The following is a 16,020-nucleotide window of genomic DNA, read 5'->3' as shown; positions in this document are numbered from 1 at the left end:
CCTATATGGGGGCCGCGGCGGGCACTGCCGACGCGAGCCCGTGCGGGCCAAAAAAGCCTTCCTGTCCAAACGATTGTTGACCAGCCCTCGATGACCTCTGCGAGCGAATTGCGATCCGGCAAGGGTGAGCGCGACGAGAATTTTCCCGTCGCGTCCTGGATCATTCATCCGCGTCATCGCGCGCTGATCCTGGCCTATTACAATTTCGTCCGCACCGCCGACGATATCGCCGACCACGCGACCTTGCCGCCCGATGAGAAGCTCGCTTACCTCGACCTGTTCGAGGCGGAACTGCTCGGCAAGGGCGACACCCAGGCCGAAGCGGTCACCTTGCGGCGTGCGCTCGCCGAGCGCGGCATGGCGCCGCGCCATGCGCTGGACGTGCTGGTCGCGTTCCGCATGGACGTGACCAAGCTGCGCTACGAGACCTGGGAAGAGGTGATCCACTATTGCCGCTATTCGGCGATGCCGGTCGGCCGCTTCATGCTCGACGTCCATGGCGAGAGCACCTCGACCTGGGCCGCCTCGGATGCGCTTTGCGCGGGCCTCCAGATCAACAACCACCTCCAGGATTGCGGCAAGGATTTTCGCGAGCTCAATCGCGTCTATCTGCCGCGTGACGCGCTGGCCGCGAGCGGCGCCTCGGTCGAGCAGCTCGGGCTCGCCTCCTCGCCGCCGGCGATGCTGGCCTGTCTTCAGGCGCTCGCCGCGCGCAACGAAGCCCTGCTCGAGCAGGGCAAGTCGTTGAGCGCGGAGATCCGGGATGTCCGTCTCGGCATCGATGTCGCGGTGATCCAGGCCTATGCCGATCGGATCGTGCGCCTGTTGAAGGTGCGCGATCCCCTGCGCGAGCGGGTGCATCTCAACAAGTTCGAGCTGCTCACCTTCAGCGTCGCCGGGATGATCGGCGAGCTTGGCCGCCGCGCCATCGGCCGCAAAGCCATCTCCAGACCGGGGACTGCGCATGACGCTTGAGGCGACCACGCCCGGCGCCAATTATGGCTCGACCGCATCCGGCAGCTCCTTCTATGCCGCGATGCGCATCCTGCCGCGCGCCCAGCGCGAGGCGATGTTCCAGATCTACAGCTTCTGCCGCCAGGTCGACGACATCGCCGATTCCGACGGCCCGCGCGACGAGCGGCTCGCCGCGCTCCAGGTGTGGCGCAACGACATCGATGCGCTCTATCAGGGCCATCCGCCGGAGCGCCTGAAGGACTATGTCGCGTCGGTGAAGACGTTCGGGTTGAAGCGCGAGGACTTCCTCGCGATCGTCGACGGCATGGAAATGGACGTGCCGCAGGACATCCGCGCGCCCGACATGGCGACACTGGATCTTTATTGCGATCGTGTCGCGAGCGCGGTGGGGCGGCTGTCGGTGCGGGTGTTCGGTCTGCCCGAGGAGGACGGCATCCTGCTTGCCCATCATCTCGGCCGCGCGCTGCAGCTCACCAACATCCTGCGCGACATCGACGAGGACGCCGGCCTCGGCCGGCTCTACCTGCCGCGCGAGGCGCTGCTGCATGCCGGAATCACCTCGAACGATCCGAACCGCGTGATCGCCGAGCGCGCGCTGCCGAAGGTGTGCCTGCCGCTGGCGCAGCGCGCGAAAGCGCATTTCGAGCAGTCGGACGAGATCATGAAACGCAACAGGCGCCGCGCGGTGCGTGCGCCGCGGATCATGTCGAAATACTATCACGCCATTCTGGACCTCCTGATCGCGCGCGGCTTCAGCGCGCCGCGCGAGCCGGTGCGTGTGTCCAAGGTCACACGCTTCGTGATCCTGTTCCGCTACGCTTTCATCTGATGCAAAACACAGCTCACATCATCGGCGCCGGAATTTCCGGCCTCTCCGCCGCCGTGCGGCTCGCCAATGCCGGCTTCAAAGTCGCCGTGCACGAGGCGACGCAGCAGGCCGGCGGCCGCTGCCGTTCCTATTTCGACGGCGCCACCAATCTGACCATCGACAACGGCAATCATTTGCTGCTGTCGGGCAACAGCCACGCGCGCGCCTATGCGCGCTCGATCGGCACCGAGGCGGGCCTGGTCGGGCCGGAGCGTGCGCAGTTTCCGTTCGTCGACATCAAGACCGGGCAGCGCTGGCAGATCGATCTCGGCGATGGCCGGCTGCCGACCTGGGTGCTCGACGAGAGCCGTCGCGTCCCCGACACCGGCCTGACGGACTACCTCAAGCTGGCGCCGCTGATCTGGGCGCGGGAACAGACGCTGGTCGGCAAGTCGATTCCCTGCGAAGGCACGCTGTATCACCGCTTGGTGCAGCCGCTGCTGCTCGCAGCGCTCAACGTCGATCCGCCCGAGGGTTCGGCCGGGCTTGCCGGTGCGATCGTGCGCGAGACGCTGCTGGCGGGCGGCCAGGCCTGTCGTCCGCTGATCGCGCGCGACGGCCTCAGCGCCGTGCTGATCGAGCCCGCGGTGAAATTCCTCGCCGAGCGCGGCCACTCCGTGCTGCTCGGCCATGAGCTGCGCTCCTTTGTCAGCAATGATGGCAAGGTCGGCGCGCTGAATTTCGGCGGCGACGACGTGATCCAGCTCGGTGCAGGCGATATGGTCGTGATGGCGGTGCCGCCGCGCGCGGCTGCGAGCCTGTTGCCGGGCCTGAAGACGCCGACCGAATTCCGCGCCATCGTCAACGCGCATTTCCGCATTGAGCCGCCGCCGGGCTCGGCGCCGATCCTGGGTGTGATCGGCGGGACCGTCGAATGGCTGTTCGCGTTTCCGAACCGGCTGTCGGTGACCATCAGCAATGGCGATCGCCTGGTCGACATGCCGCGCGAGGAGCTCGCGCAGGCGATCTGGAACGACGTCTGCACGGTAGGCGGCGTCTCGGGCGAGCTGCCCCCGTGGCAGATCGTGCGCGAGCGCCGCGCCACGTTTGCCGCTACGCCCGCGCAGAATGCCCTGCGTCCGGGGCCGGTCACCACGCTGAAAAACCTGTTTCTCGCCGGCGATTGGACTGCTACGGGATTGCCTGCAACGATCGAGGGATCGGTCCGGTCCGGTGATCGCGCCGCCGATCTGGTTTTGGCCGCGAAAGGATCCTGACAAGCGGCCCCGACGGGCATTTGTGCCGGTCAATTGCAATCAACTATCGGAGTAATCGAGCGAGATGGATTCCGTGAACGCGACTGCCCGCGAAGCTTTGGAATCGAGCATTGCGTCAGCCACGCAAGGCGTCCTCGGCTTTCAGCTATCCGACGGCCATTGGGTGTTCGAGCTCGAGGCCGACTGCACCATTCCGGCCGAATACGTCCTGCTGCGCCACTATCTGGCCGAGCCGGTCGATGCCGTGCTCGAAGCCAAGATCGCCAATTATCTCCGCCGCGTTCAGGGCGCGCACGGCGGCTGGCCGCTGGTGCATGACGGCGCGTTCGACATGAGCGCCAGCGTGAAGGCCTATTTCGCGCTCAAGATGATCGGCGACTCCGTCGACGCGCCGCACATGGTGCGCGCGCGCGAGGCGATCCACGCCCACGGCGGCGCCATCAACAGCAACGTCTTCACGCGTTTCCTGCTCGCAAGCTTCGGCGTCACCACCTGGCGCGCGGTGCCGGTGCTGCCGATCGAGATCGTGCTGCTGCCGTTCTGGTCGCCGTTCCATCTCAACAAGATCTCTTACTGGGCGCGCACCACCATGGTGCCGCTGATGGTGATCGCCGCGCTGAAGCCGCTGGCGAAGAATCCGAAGGGCGTCGGCATCGACGAGCTGTTCCTGCAGGATCCGCGCTCGATTGGCATGACCGCGAAGGCGCCGCACCAGAGCATGGCGTGGTTCCTGCTGTTCCGCGCGCTCGACGGCATCCTGCGGGTGATCGAGCCGATGTTTCCGAACAGCCTGCGGAAGCGCGCCATCGATGCTGCGCTCGCCTTCATCGAGCCGCGGCTCAACGGCGATGACGGCATGGGCGCGATTTATCCGCCGATGGCCAACATCGTCATGATGTACGACGCGCTCGGCAAGGACGAGAATTATCCGCCGCGCGCGGTGACGCGGCGAGGCATCGACAAGCTTCTGGTGATCGGCGAGGAGGAGGCCTATTGCCAGCCCTGCGTCTCGCCGGTGTGGGATACGACGCTGACGGCGCATGCGCTGATCGAGGCCGGCAACGCGCAGGCCGTGCCGGCCGCCAAGCGCGGCCTCGACTGGCTGATCCCGAAGCAGGAGCTCGAGGTCAAGGGCGACTGGGCCGTGAAACGGCCCGACGTGCGCCCGGGCGGCTGGGCCTTCCAGTACAACAACGCCTATTATCCCGATCTCGACGACACCGCGGTGGTGGTGATGTCGATGGACCGCATGCGCCGGGAGCACGGCGCGACCAACTATGATCTGGCGATCGAGCGGGCCCGGGAATGGATCGAGGGCATGCAGAGCGACGACGGCGGCTGGGCTGCCTTCGACGTCAACAACCTCGAATATTACCTGAACAACATTCCGTTCTCCGACCATGGCGCGCTGCTCGATCCGCCGACCGAGGACGTCACCGCCCGCTGCGTCTCGATGCTCGCGCAGCTTGGCGAGACCGCGCAGACCAGCAAGCACGTCGCCGACGGGGTCGCCTATTTGCGCAAGACCCAGCACAAGGAGGGCTCCTGGTACGGCCGCTGGGGCATGAACTTCATCTATGGAACTTGGTCGGTGCTCTGCGCCCTGAATATGGCCGGGGTTCCCCACACCGATCCGATGATGCGCAGGGCGGCGGCCTGGCTCGCCTCGATCCAGAACAAGGACGGCGGCTGGGGCGAGGACGCCGTCAGCTACCGGCTGGACTACAAGGGCTGGGAGGCGGCGCCCTCGACCGCCTCGCAAACGGCATGGGCCTTGCTTGCCTTGATGGCCGCAGGCGAGGTTGATCACCCGGCCGTCGCCCGCGGCGTGGAGTACCTGATTGCAACACAGAACGAAAAAGGCCTGTGGGACGAGCAGCGCTACACCGCGACAGGCTTCCCCCGGGTGTTCTATCTGCGGTATCACGGTTACCCGAAGTTCTTTCCGCTGTGGGCGTTGGCGCGGTATCGGAACTTGCGGGACACCAACAGCAGGGTGGTAGGGGTCGGAATGTGACTTTGGGGACGGGGGACTATTTGACCGTGGGCAATGCCATTGACCCGCGGCCGGTATTGATCGTGACCGGACTGGTTCAGGAGGCCCGCATCGCGGCCGGGCCCGGAATGGCGGTGATCTGCTCGTCCAGCAGCCCGACCCAGTTGCGGGCGCTTCTGACCGTGGTGGATCCCGAGACGATTCGCGGCGTCATCTCGTTCGGCGTGGCCGGCGGGCTCGACCCGACGCTGCGCTCCGGCGACGTCGTGGTGGCGACCGAAGTGCTCGCGGGCGATGCCCGCTGGGCCGCCGGCCTGTCGCTCGGCGACGACCTCATCGACAAGCTGACCTCCGGCCGCCGCCGCGTGGTGCGCGGCAGCCTCGCCGGCGCCGAAGAGGTGGTCACGGGCAGCACCGGCAAGGCGGCGCTGCATTCGGAGACCGGAGCCTCGGCCGTCGACATGGAGAGCCACATCGCGGCCGCCTACGCCAGTGAAGCCGGCTTGCCGTTCGCCGCGGTCCGCGTCATCAGCGACCCCGCCCATCGCGCGCTGCCCGCGCTCGCCCGTTCCGCGATCAAGCCGAACGGCCAGATCGACCTCGCCGCCGTCCTGCGCGGCATCGTGCGCAATCCGACGGCGCTACATGGACTGGTCTCGACCGGCCTCGACTTCAACCGCGCGCTGCGCTCCTTGCGCGGCTGCCGCGACTTTTTGATCGGGACGGAGCTTGGGGACAGCGAAGCGCTGGTGGCGGAGACGGTTTGAGGCGGGGACGGAGAGCTGACCAACAAAAGGCCCGGTCGCGATTGCGGTCGGGCCTTTTCTTTTGATCTGCACGGTCGTCATGGCCACCGAATGAGCTTGAGTTTAAGCTCAAAGCTATCGATCTTACCTTCGTCTTACGTCAGGAAGGTCAGGCCATGGCCGGCGCGGAAAAGCTCACCACCATTGTTTCCACCAAGGGACAGGTCATCCTGCCGAGCGCTATTCGCCAGCGGCGCGAATGGAGGACGGGAACGCGGCTTACCGTAGAGGACACTCCGGAGGGCGTATTGTTGAAGCCGGCGCCGGCCTTTGCCAAGACGCGGCCGGAGGACGTGTTCGGCGTCTTGGCACACCGCGGCAAGCCGAAAACGCTGGAAGAGATGGATGCCAGCGTTCTTGCCGAGGCCAGGCGGCGGCATGATCGCGATTGATACCGACTTAATCGTCCGCTATCTGACCGCGGACCACGCGACGCAATCCGCAACTGCCCGTGCCTTGATCGACAGTGCGTGTAGCTCGGATGGAGCCCAGCCGTAGGGCGGATTAGCGTTAGCGTAATCCGCCACTTCACTCCGCGAACATCAACGGGTCTCACGACGAGTAACGGCTTCCGTCTTTGCTATCGGCTCGGGCCGACAAATCCCGTGATCCGCGCACAACCGTCTCTTATCGCTCGCCAAAGTCGCCGTCAGATCCGCAATCGCCAGCCCAATCCAGCGGAAACATCCCGGCGCGAACGTCGCGATGAAATGACGAGTGCGCCCAATCGCAGACGCGATTGACCAGACCGTGCTTCACCGGGTTGATGTAGCAATACTCGACGTGACGGGCATAGTCGGCGTCGTCGCGGATCAGGTGTTCCCAGAAGCGCCGCTGCCAGATGCCGCGTTCGTGGCGTTCGATCCTGACGGAGCTGAGGCGCTCATGTTTTGGCAGCGCACGTGCGAAGCGGCTCTTGATGAGCCGCCAGCGAGTCGAGAAATCCGCATCGCCCGGCGGCAGCGTCCAGATCGCGTGCAGGTGATCCGGCAGCACCACAAACGCATCGATCGTGAAGGGACGACCTTGCCGCGTGCGGCCGACCGCATCACGCAGGTCGTCGATATGGTCGACGAGCAGTGTTTGCCGGCGTTCCAGCAGATTGACGGTAAAGAACCAGGAGCCGCCGGGAACGAATGCGCGACGATAGTTGGGCATGGTAGGTACAATAGCGTAGGCGACGGCGCAGTTGTAGTTTGTCGTGGCGGATTACGCTGACCCTAATCCGCCCTACGAGCTACAAGCGTGGCCGGCTAAATATTTCGGCCAAGGAAAGGCCGACGCTTAGGTGTCGAGGAAGTCCCACTCATCGCCCAGGACCCAATTCAGCGCGGACAGCTTTCCGTTCACCATGCCCCAATCGAACGTATCCCAGCCAAGGTTTTTCTTTCCATGTTTGCGCTCAATGCGGCGGGCGGCCTTGCGCGCGGTCGCAAATATGGTCGCTTGGCCCTTCGTGAGCTTGTCCTCACCGCTTGCGAGCTTTTCTAACCAAATCTGGTGACGGTTCCACCAGACCTTCTCCCAAAAATCCTCGCGCGCGGCTAACAGGTCTTTGTCATTTCGCCGCAGGATCATGTGCCACGGTTCGCCATCTGGATCCTCGTCATTCGGCAGCTCTTCAACCTTGTCGCCGTTCTTGAGATAAATAATCGGGTGTCCATTGGGACCAACTTCGCCCGGCTTCACGGGATCGCTGGTTTGAGCCTTGGTCCGGGTAGGTCCCATCATTTGCTCTCGGAATTTTGCGAAATCCTCTGGCGCAATGTTCTCCTGCTTGTGCAGCTTGAACAATTCAGTCAAGCGCTTTGCCTGGTCGAGCCTGTCTCGCTTCGGGCGGGTTGTTTTCAGCTCGCGCACCTGATCGGTGAGGTGACGCATGAGTTGGTCGCGCAATGCTTGGAGCGTGGGAAACTCTCCCGTCAGAGCACTCTTAAGGGTCTGCTTTTTGAATCCTTTCAACTTGGCGTGCTGCTTGGCATCGATCTTGGTCGGATCGATCGGCCGGCGTGAGAAATAGAGCAACGCTGGTTTTGATGTGGCAACGAACTGGTCGATCTCTTCCAGAGTGCCTGACTCTGCGACCCCAGTGTTGGTGCCCAGCCGAGTCCAAAACATCCCAAGCAGGATGTCGCACTTCGACACGAGCTGGTCGTTGATTGCCTGTTGCGGGCGGACACCAACCTGCGGCCGGGCATGTGTCTCCCACCGGATCGGCAGCAAAACCACACTCTTGGCAGCGGCGTGCTGAGCATTCCATTCGTTTATGACCGCGGTCGCAGCATCCCGCTCCTCCGAGAGGTCGGACGGCGACGCAATGAGAACACGGAAGGTCTGGGCAGTGAACGGCATGGCACGCCTGCGGAATCGGTCAAAACGGTAGCCTAGGAGGGTTCCCAAAGACCGCAAAGCAGAAAGCTACATTTGCAGGCTTCGACTCCATCACGCACAAGGCGGCATTCCCGACTGCGGTGGACGACGGCGATATTTTGGTCATGGCGATCTGTGCTCCGATACGAAAAAACCCGCGGCGGATTGCTCCGCGCGGGTGTTACGAACTTTCAATGTTGCCGTTCTGCCAGTGTTTTGCCCGACGTGTCAAAGGCGCACGCGCGCATCCGCTTCGCGTCGCCCGCCGAGGCGCGTTAGTCCAATGATTTCAGTGTCCCGGCTACTGTGCATGGGGTTGTTTTTCACCTTTTGCGGCAGGAGCGAATCGAGGGAGCGAGCGCGGCCCGCGCACTCCCTCTATTCTCCGCCAGGGGCTTGAGCTGAACAAAAGAACAGGCCCGGTCGCGATGGCGACCGGGCCTGTTTCGTTGGTAGCTGCGTGCGCGCTTACGCGGCAGTCGAAGCCTTCGGCGCGGCCTTCGCCTGCGCAGCCAGCGCCTCGTCCTTGCGGATCTCCGACAGGTGCTTCTGCACTTCCGCCGAGAAGATGTACTGCGCTGGACGCTGCTTGCTCATGTCGATCTCGGGTGCCATCGGGCCCGTGGTGCGGATGCCGCGCAGCGACACCCACATCGCCTTCAGCGGGTTGTTCAGCGCAGCGGTCGCCGCCGTCGGCTCGTAGCCGCAATGCGCCATGCAGTCGGCGCACTTCTCGTACTTGCCGGTGCCGTAGGTCTCCCAGTCGGTGGTGTCCATCAGCTCCTTGAAGGTTTTTGCGTAGCCTTCACCGAGCAGGTAGCAGGGCTTCTGCCAGCCGAAGATGTTGCGCGCGGGCATGCCCCACGGCGTGCACTCGTATTCCTGGTTGCCGGCGAGGAAGTCGAGGAACAGGCCGGAATGCATGAAATTCCACTTCTTGCCCTTGCCCATCGCAAAGACGTCGCGGAACAGCTTCTTGGTCTTGGTGCGGTTGAGGAAGTGCTCCTGGTCCGGCGCACGCTCATAGGCATAGCCCGGCGACATCGAGACGCCGACACCGAGCTCGACGGTGAGGTCGAGGAACTTTGCGATCTCCTCGGCCGGATGGCCATCGAAGATGGTGGCGTTGACGTTGACGGTGAAGCCGCGCGCCTTGGCCGCCTTGATCGCGGAGACGGCGCGGTCGAACACGCCCTTCTGCGACACGGCCTTGTCGTGATGCTCCTTCAGGCCGTCGAGATGGACGGAGAAGAACAGGTAGGGCGAGGGCTCGAACAGGTCGAGCTTCTTCTCGAGCAGCAGCGCGTTGGTGCAGAGCGAGACGAACTTCTTGCGCGCCACCAGGCCGCGCACGATCTCGCCGATCTCCTTGTGGATCAGCGGCTCGCCGCCGGGGATCGCCACCATCGGGGCGCCGCACTCGTCAGCCGCGTCCCAGCACTCCTGCGCGGTCATGCGGCGGTTGAGGATCGCATCGGGATAATCGATCTTGCCGCAGCCGACGCAGGCGAGGTTGCAGCGGAACAGGGGCTCCAGCATCAGCACGAGAGGATAGCGTTTGCGGCCAAGCAGTTTCTGCTTGAGCAAATAACCGCCGATACGCAGTTCCTTGAAGAAGGGGATAGCCATTACACGTTTCTTTCTGGGCTTTGAAATTCGGATAGGTCAGCTCGCAGCCAGTTCGGCCGGAAGCCGGAATTCGATGTTTTCCTCGCGGCCGGGGAGCACCGAAACCGTCACCGGTCCGATCCGCCGCAGCGCTTCGATCACGTCATCCACCAGCACCTCGGGCGCCGAGGCGCCGGCCGTAAGGCCGACGGTCCTGGCACCTTTCAACCACTCCGGATTGAGCTCGCGGCCATCGGCGATCAGATAACTCGCGACGCCGGCCTCGGTGCCGATTTCGCGGAGCCTGTTCGAGTTCGAGCTATTGGCAGCGCCCACCACCAAGATCACGTCGACCAGCTTGCTCAGGTCCCTTACCGCAGATTGGCGGTTCTGTGTCGCATAGCAGATATCCCGGATGTCGGGGCCTTGACTATCTGTAAATCTGGCCTGAAGGGCCCCGATGACGTCCCGGGTGTCGTCGACCGACAGCGTGGTCTGGGTGATGTAGGCCACTGGCGTATCTACCGGCAATGTCAGGGCGTTAACCTCCTCGACGCTCTGGACCAGCAGCACGGGGCCGGGAACCTGGCCCATGGTGCCCTCGACCTCGGGGTGGCCGGCATGGCCGATCAGGACCAGGGTACGGCCCTTGGTGATGTAGCGCTTCCCCTGATTGTGAACCTTCGTGACCAGCGGGCAGGTGGCATTGAGCACCGGAAGGTCGCGGGCGGCGGCCTCTTCCTCGACGCGACGGGCCACGCCATGGGCGCTGAAAACGGTCACGGCCTTCGGCGGAACCTCGGACAGCTCCTCGACGAAGATCGCGCCCTTGTTCTTGAGGCTCTCGACCACGTACTTGTTGTGCACGATCTCGTGGCGCACGTAGACCGGCGGGCCATACTTCTCCAGGGCCCGTTCCACGATCTCGATCGCACGCACCACGCCCGCGCAAAAGCCGCGCGGCTGCGCTAGATAAACTTCCATCGGACGTCCATCAGGCAAGTTGCACCAATCCCGCTCAATTGTGCCCGGCGGCACCTAGATACTGCCCGCACTGCAATATCCGCACCATTGCTCTCGCGACCGCGGTAACGGCCCACCGAGGCTCCCGCGCATGCTGGGCCTTTGTGTCAAAAAATCGGCAATAAGGGAAGGTGGGGAACCCTGGGTTCCCGGCAACGCTCATCCCAATGGGACCGCCGCGGTACTATAATGCAGCGATTGGCGTCGGCAAGATTGCACCTTTTGTGCTCACCGCTTCGCCACTTTACCGCCTCAACTCCCCGGCTATACCGGCCGCCCCGGATGATTTTGCCATCGTCTCCCGGCGTTGACGTCGAACCTTGTTCCCGCCGGAACCACTCAAAACAGCAATAGGTTTCGCCCCGGAACTCCGATACACAGCGGGCGTTTTCGGCAAGCTGTTAACACCAGAAAGAAAAGACGTGCTGCAAAGCGTAGTCGTAGTCATCGTCAGGGCCTGTACCCGGTTTGCCTCCCTCGTCGTCGTTCTCGGGCTCCTGCTGGCAGTCGGGGCGGGCTATTACACATCCCGGCACTTCGCCATCAACACCGACATCAATTCGCTGATTGCCCAAAATCTGGACTGGCGCCAGCGCGACCAGCAGTTTGATCGGGCCTTCGACCGCGACGCGACGATTCTCGCGGTGGTCGAGGCAAAGACGCCCGAGATGACGACTGCGGCTGCGGACGCGCTCTATGCCAAGCTGAAGGGCGACAAGACCAACTTCCAGTCGATCCAGCAGCTTGGTACTGGCGAGTTCTTCGAGAAGAACGGCCTGTTGTTCCTGCCGACCGAGGAAGTCGCCAAGATCACCAACCAGTTCGAATCCGCGGCCCCCCTGATCGAGATTATGGCCGGCGATCCCTCGATCCGCGGCCTGACCGGCGCGCTGGAGACCGGGCTTGCCGGCGTCAAGCGCGGCCAGGTCAAGCTCGACAACACCGAGCGGCCGTTCAACCAGATCGCCCAGACCGTCGAGACCGTGCTCAACAAGGGCAACGCGAGCTTCTCCTGGCGCGAGCTCGTCAGCGACCAGCCGCTGCCGGATTCGGACAAGCGCGCCTTCATCGAGTTCAAGCCGATCCTCGACTACAACGCGCTGGAGCCCGGCAAGGCCGCCACCGACGCGATCCGCAAGGCCGCCGCCGATCTGGATTTCGCGACCGAATACCAGGCGCGGGTGCGGCTGACCGGCCCTGTCCCGATCGCCAACGAGGAATACGCCACCGTCCAGGAAGGCGCCATCGTCAACGGCATCGGCACTGTGCTGGTCGTGCTGGTCATTCTGTGGCTGGCGCTGCATTCGGCGAAGATCATCTTCGCGGTGTTCGTCAATCTCTTCGTCGGCCTTGCGCTCACGACCGCGGCCGGCCTGATGATGGTGGGCTCGTTCAACCTGCTGTCGATCGCGTTCGCCGTGTTGTTCGTGGGACTGGGCGTCGATTTCGGCATCCAGTACAGCGTCCGCTACCGGTCGGAGCGCTACAAGCACGACGATCTCTCGGGCGCGCTTGTGCTTGCCGCGAAGCGCTCCGCGGTGCCGCTGTCGCTTGCTGCGATGGCGACCGCCGCCGGCTTCCTCTGCTTCCTGCCGACCGACTACAAGGGCATCTCCGAACTCGGCCAGATCGCCGGCGTTGGCATGCTGGTGGCGTTCTTCTCGAGCATCACCGTACTTCCGGCGATGTTGAAGCTGCTGAACCCGCCCGGCGAGATGGAGCCCGTCGGCTATGCCTTCCTGGCGCCGCTCGATCGCTTCCTGGAGAAGCACCGCGTGCTGGTCGTGGGCGGCACGCTGCTGCTGGCGCTTGCCGGCCTGCCGCTGCTCTACTTCTTGAAGTTCGACTTCAACCCGATGAACCTGCGCAACCCGAAGGCGGAATCGATCGCGACCTTCCTCGATCTGCGCAAGGATCCCAACACCGGCGCCAACGCCATCAACGTGATGACCACGTCCGAGGAGCAGGCGAAGCAGGTCGAGGCCAGGCTGGAGAAGGTGCCGGAAGTGCTGCGGGTGATGTCGCTCGACAGCTTCGTGCCGGAGGACCAGCAACCAAAGCTGAAGCTGATTGCGCAGGGCGCCAAGGTGCTGAACCCCGCGCTCAACCCGGATCAGATCGACGCGGCGCCATCCGACCAGGAAAACGTCGAGGCGCTGAAATCCTCGGTCGACAATCTGCGCAGGACCGCCGGTGATGGCAAGGGCCCGGGCGCAGTCGCCTCGCGCCGGCTCGCCGACGCACTCGAGAAGCTCGCCAATGCCGACGAGACCACGCGCAACAAGGCGCAGGACGTCTTCGTCACACCGATGAAGATCGTGTTCGATCAGCTCCGGAAGGCGATGCAGGCCGAGCCGGTCACTTTGAAGTCATTGCCGCCTGATCTCGTGAACGCCTGGAAGAGCAAGGACGGCATCATCCGCGTCGAGGCGCAGCCCAAGGGTGATCCCAACGACAACGATACGCTGCGCAAGTTCGCCGCAGCGGTACTTGCCGCCGAGCCGACTGCGATCGGCGGACCGGTCTCGATCCTGAAGTCCGGCGACACCGTGGTGAACGCGTTCATTCACGCCGGCATCTACGCGCTGCTGGTGATCGGCCTGTTGCTGTGGGCCACGTTGCGGCGGATCACCGACGTGCTGATGACGCTGGTACCGCTTCTGGTTGCGGGCGCGGTGACGCTCGAGATTTGCGTGCTGATCGGCCTGCCGCTGAACTTCGCCAACATCGTCGCCTTCCCGCTGCTGCTCGGCGTTGGCGTCGCCTTCAAGATCTATTATGTCGTGGCCTGGCGCTCCGGCAGGACAAACCTGCTTCAGACCAGCCTGACGCGCGCGATCTTTTTCAGCGCAATGACGACGGCGACCGCCTTCGGCAGCCTTTGGCTGTCGAGCCATCCCGGCACGTCCAGCATGGGCAAGCTGCTGGCGCTGTCGCTGGTGACGACGCTCGCCGCTGTGCTGCTGTTCCAGCCGGCTCTAATGGGCAAACCCCGCAATCTCAGGGAGTAGGCAGATGTCGCCGACGGGGTCGGCGGCAGTCTTCTGACCGGGCTTGGCCGCGGCAGCGGTTTTCTGAGCTCCGGTCGCCGGAGCTGCGGACCCGGTCGGGGCGGCCTTGGACGCCGTGCCGGTGGTTTTTGGCGCACCCTTGGCCATGGCATTGGCAGGGCTCGAGGGGATCGGCGGCCCGACTCGGGTCCAGGTCTCCCCGCCGCACAGGAAGCCCATCACGCAGCCCTTGATCTCGAGCTGGTCGGTTCCAGCCGGAGTGATGGTCGCGCTGTAGAGCTGCCCGTCCTTCGCGTTGTAGACTTGTCCTTCCCATTGATCGACGCCGGGCTTCTTCTTCATGTCGATCAGGGTGGCCATGCCCAGCGTCGGCCTGTTCTTTTTTGACACATCCGGGTTGTTCTCGTCTCGGCCGCCGGGCTGCTTTTCCCAGGAAACGGCGCCCCACATGCTGCCGCCGCACTGCGCGACGCGAATGTTCGCGACGCCATCGGCGACCCGCCAGTCGCCGGTCGGATCGGCGGCGAGCGCGGGAGTGAGGCAGGTGTAACCACCAGCCAGTATAATTCCGGTGTAAATGGCCAAACGCATGAGTGTTCCTTGGCAGTGCAACATGGTCTAAAGCTGTGCTTGCGAAGATGGTCCGAAAAAGGGCAAAAGGCCGCACAGATCCTTTTCTGTTTACTGACCGTTTTCAGTTGACGAAGCGGCCCTCAACCGAAGTATGTAGCGGATGAACAGTCCAAATCCAGACATGTCTCAGCTATTCGCGGACCGCCAGGCCCAGCGTAGCTCCCTGCATAATCGTTATCTGAACGAGCAGTTCGTCCGGGTTCTCAAGACCATCGGCTACGATGTCGGCTTCCAGAAGGGGCAGGGGCAGTACCTTTTCGATCGCGACGGCGCGCGCTATCTCGACCTTTTGTCCGGTTTTGGCGTGTTCGCGATCGGGCGCAATCATCCGGTGATGCGCGACGCCCTGAAAAGCGTGCTCGATGCCGATCTGCCCAACCTGGTCCAGTTCGACGTCTCGGTGCTCGCCGGCGTGCTCGCCGAGCGGCTTTTGAAATATGTTCCCTATCTCGACAAGGTGTTCTTCGCCAATTCCGGCGCCGAATGCGTCGAGGCGGCAATCAAGTTCGCGCGCGGCGCGACTGGCCGCCCGGGTATCGTCTATTGCGCCCACGGCTATCATGGCCTGACCTATGGCGCGCTGTCGCTGACGGGCGATTCGAACTTCCGCACCGGCTTCGAGCCGCTGCTGCCGGGGTGCACCTCGGTCCCGTTCAACGATCTCGCCGCGCTCGAAAAAGCGCTGGCCTCGCGCGAGGTCGCAGCCTTCGTCGTCGAACCGATTCAGGGCAAGGGCGTCAACATGCCCTCCGACGAGTTCCTGCCGGGGGCGGCTGCGCTCTGCAAGAAGTACGGCACGCTGTTCGTTGCTGACGAGATCCAGACCGGCATGGGCCGCACCGGCCGCTTCCTCGCGGTCGAGCACTGGAACGTCGAGCCCGACATGGTGCTGCTGTCGAAGTCGCTGTCGGGCGGCCACGTGCCGGTCGGCGCCGTGCTGACGCGCAAGAGCATCTTCGACAAAATTTTCAACCAGATGGACCGCGCGGTGGTGCACGGTTCGACGTTCTCCAAGAACGATCTCGCGATGGCCGCGGGCATTGCCACGCTTGATGTCATGGAATCCGAGAAGCTGATCGAGTCCGCCGCGAAGCGCGGCGCCGAGCTTCGACTCGCGCTGACGCGCATGGTGCCCGGCTACGAACTGTTGAAGGAAGTGCGCGGCAAGGGCCTGATGATCGGCATCGAGTTCGGCCCGCCGAAATCGCTGCGTCTGCGGGCCTCCTGGAACGTGCTGGAGGCCGCCAACAAGGGCCTGTTCTGCCAGCTGATCACCGTGCCGCTATTCAAGGACCACAAGGTCCTGACCCAGGTGGCAGGCCATGGCAGCCACACCATCAAGCTGTTGCCGCCGCTCACCATCACCGAAGAAGACTGCAACTGGATCGAGCGCGCCTTCGACGACGTCATCGCCGGCAGCCACAAGGTCCCGGGCGCGATCTGGTCGCTCGGCAAGACGCTGGTGGACAACGCGGTGCGGCGGTCGGCGTAATCACTTGCTGAGACGCTTCGG

The 16,020-nt window shown here is 63.9% G+C and carries 13 protein-coding genes; 8 read left to right on the top strand and 5 right to left on the bottom strand.

Annotated features, from left to right (window positions below; all coding sequences use genetic code 11):
- The first annotated feature begins 90 nt into the window (after nucleotides 1-90).
- The 6 genes from hpnC to AC0L2O_RS24465 all read left to right on the top strand — a co-directional run bounded on the left by hpnC (nucleotide 91) and on the right by AC0L2O_RS24465 (nucleotide 6,254).
- Complete coding sequence (hpnC, locus tag AC0L2O_RS24490) at nucleotides 91-975, top strand: squalene synthase HpnC (protein WP_473371502.1); 885 nt, start codon at nucleotides 91-93, stop codon at nucleotides 973-975.
- The gene (gene hpnD, locus AC0L2O_RS24485) at nucleotides 965-1,804 is read left to right on the top strand and encodes a presqualene diphosphate synthase HpnD (RefSeq protein WP_473371501.1); all 840 of its coding nucleotides are present in this window, start codon (nucleotides 965-967) and stop codon (nucleotides 1,802-1,804) included. Before hpnC ends, hpnD begins: the two co-directional genes overlap by 11 nt.
- Nucleotides 1,804-3,060: a hydroxysqualene dehydroxylase HpnE gene (gene hpnE / locus AC0L2O_RS24480; RefSeq protein WP_473371500.1), complete on the top strand. Its 1,257-nt coding sequence runs from the start codon at nucleotides 1,804-1,806 to the stop codon at nucleotides 3,058-3,060. Before hpnD ends, hpnE begins: the two co-directional genes overlap by 1 nt.
- A 64-nt stretch (nucleotides 3,061-3,124) precedes the next feature.
- Nucleotides 3,125-5,077, top strand: a complete 1,953-nt coding sequence (gene shc / locus AC0L2O_RS24475) for a squalene--hopene cyclase (protein WP_473371499.1) — start codon at nucleotides 3,125-3,127, stop codon at nucleotides 5,075-5,077.
- A complete protein-coding gene (locus tag AC0L2O_RS24470; protein ID WP_369725251.1) occupies nucleotides 5,074-5,823 on the top strand; it encodes a phosphorylase in 750 nt (249 codons plus the stop codon). The genes shc and AC0L2O_RS24470 overlap by 4 nt, the downstream gene beginning before the upstream one ends.
- 155 nt (nucleotides 5,824-5,978) lie before the next feature.
- Entirely contained in the window at nucleotides 5,979-6,254 is a 276-nt protein-coding gene (locus tag AC0L2O_RS24465; protein WP_473371498.1) for an AbrB/MazE/SpoVT family DNA-binding domain-containing protein, read from the top strand.
- Nucleotides 6,255-6,489: 235 nt separating this feature from the next.
- On the opposite strand, the gene AC0L2O_RS24460 is transcribed toward AC0L2O_RS24465, so the two are convergent.
- The 4 genes from AC0L2O_RS24460 to ispH all read right to left on the bottom strand — a co-directional run bounded on the left by AC0L2O_RS24460 (nucleotide 6,490) and on the right by ispH (nucleotide 10,824).
- A complete protein-coding gene (locus AC0L2O_RS24460; RefSeq protein ID WP_473371497.1) occupies nucleotides 6,490-7,020 on the bottom strand; it encodes an REP-associated tyrosine transposase in 531 nt (176 codons plus the stop codon).
- A gap of 126 nt (nucleotides 7,021-7,146) precedes the next feature.
- A complete protein-coding gene (locus AC0L2O_RS24455) occupies nucleotides 7,147-8,214 on the bottom strand; it encodes a DUF4062 domain-containing protein (RefSeq protein ID WP_473371496.1) in 1,068 nt (355 codons plus the stop codon).
- Nucleotides 8,215-8,700: 486 nt separating this feature from the next.
- The gene (gene hpnH, locus AC0L2O_RS24450) at nucleotides 8,701-9,861 is read right to left on the bottom strand and encodes an adenosyl-hopene transferase HpnH (protein ID WP_409189518.1); all 1,161 of its coding nucleotides are present in this window, start codon (nucleotides 9,859-9,861) and stop codon (nucleotides 8,701-8,703) included.
- Between the two features lie 36 nt (nucleotides 9,862-9,897).
- Nucleotides 9,898-10,824, bottom strand: coding sequence for a 4-hydroxy-3-methylbut-2-enyl diphosphate reductase (gene ispH, locus AC0L2O_RS24445; RefSeq protein ID WP_473371495.1), 927 nt, complete (start codon nucleotides 10,822-10,824; stop codon nucleotides 9,898-9,900).
- 461 nt (nucleotides 10,825-11,285) lie between these two features.
- Between ispH and hpnN the strand changes: the two genes are divergently transcribed.
- The gene (gene hpnN / locus AC0L2O_RS24440; protein ID WP_473371494.1) at nucleotides 11,286-13,874 is read left to right on the top strand and encodes a hopanoid transporter HpnN; all 2,589 of its coding nucleotides are present in this window, start codon (nucleotides 11,286-11,288) and stop codon (nucleotides 13,872-13,874) included.
- Here the strand turns inward: hpnN and AC0L2O_RS24435 are convergent.
- The gene (locus tag AC0L2O_RS24435; protein ID WP_409189517.1) at nucleotides 13,842-14,465 is read right to left on the bottom strand and encodes a DUF2147 domain-containing protein; all 624 of its coding nucleotides are present in this window, start codon (nucleotides 14,463-14,465) and stop codon (nucleotides 13,842-13,844) included. The two genes, hpnN and AC0L2O_RS24435, sit on opposite strands and share 33 nt — an antisense overlap.
- Nucleotides 14,466-14,607: 142 nt before the next feature.
- Here AC0L2O_RS24435 and hpnO point away from each other — a divergent pair, with 142 nt between their 5' ends.
- On the top strand, nucleotides 14,608-15,999 hold the full coding sequence (gene hpnO, locus AC0L2O_RS24430) for an aminobacteriohopanetriol synthase HpnO (RefSeq protein WP_369725241.1): 1,392 nt from the start codon (nucleotides 14,608-14,610) through the stop codon (nucleotides 15,997-15,999).
- Nucleotides 16,000-16,020 lie beyond the last annotated feature (21 nt).

The organism is Bradyrhizobium sp. Kon10, assembly GCF_055807395.1.
The sequence above is the reverse complement of the archived record's forward strand: the minus strand, read 5'-3'. Positions and strand labels throughout refer to the sequence as shown.